Origin of the sequence: Paenibacillus solisilvae (assembly GCF_042656405.1) — a bacterium.
In the GTDB taxonomy this organism is placed as follows: domain Bacteria; phylum Bacillota; class Bacilli; order Paenibacillales; family Paenibacillaceae; genus Paenibacillus_Z; species Paenibacillus_Z solisilvae.
This window is the reverse complement of sequence record NZ_JBHSOW010000155.1, coordinates 1-864: the sequence shown is the minus strand read 5'-3', so window position 1 is coordinate 864 and position 864 is coordinate 1. Positions and strand designations below refer to the sequence as shown.

The 864-nt window shown below is 55.2% G+C and carries 1 protein-coding gene; it reads left to right on the top strand.

What is annotated here, in order from left to right:
* Nucleotides 1-864 (top strand): group II intron reverse transcriptase/maturase (ltrA, locus tag ACFPYJ_RS33155; RefSeq protein ID WP_379192892.1); only part of this gene is annotated, 864 nt, incomplete at both ends.

The following is an 864-nucleotide window of genomic DNA, read 5'->3' as shown; positions in this document are numbered from 1 at the left end:
GAGTCCCCGGCGTGGACAGTGTAACGGTAGCGCATCTACAAGCTTACCTGAAAACACACTGGGAAACGGTGAAAGCCGAACTTTTTGCGGGAACGTACAGACCCGCGCCAGTCAAACGGGTGGAAATCCCCAAACCCGGAGGCGGCGTGCGGCTGCTCGGCATCCCGACCGTCATGGACCGCTTCCTCCAGCAGGCCCTTCTACAAGTAATGAACCCGATCTTCGACGCGCACTTCTCGTGGTACAGCTACGGCTTCCGCCCGGGAAAACGGGCGCACGATGCAGTTGGACAAGCGCAAGCTTATATCCAAAGCGGACTGCGGTGGGTCGTCGACATGGACTTGGCTAAGTTCTTTGACCGAGTCAACCATGACATGCTCATGGCTCGGGTAGCGAGGAGAGTGACAGACAAGCGTGTGCTGAAACTGATCCGTTCCTATCTGAACGCTGGGGTCATGGCACACGGAAGGCTAGAGAAAACGGACGAGGGAACGCCGCAAGGGGGCCCATTAAGTCCGCTCCTAGCGAATATTCTGCTGGACGAACTGGACAAAGAGTTGACTAAGCGAGGACTGCGATTCGTCCGATATGCAGACGATTGCAACATTTTCGTCGCTAGCAAGCGTGCAGGAGAGCGCGTCATGGAGTCGGTAACACGCTTCGTAGAAGGAAAGCTGAAACTGAACGTGAATCGAGCAAAGAGTGCGGTAGACCGTCCTTGGAACCGCAAGTTCCTAGGATTCAGTTTCCTAAGAGACAAGAAAGCGACGATACGTCTAGCGCCACAAACCATCTCACGTTTCAAAGAGAGGGTACGGGAACTAACGAACCGAACGCGATCCCAGTCGATGGAAAGCCGCATCC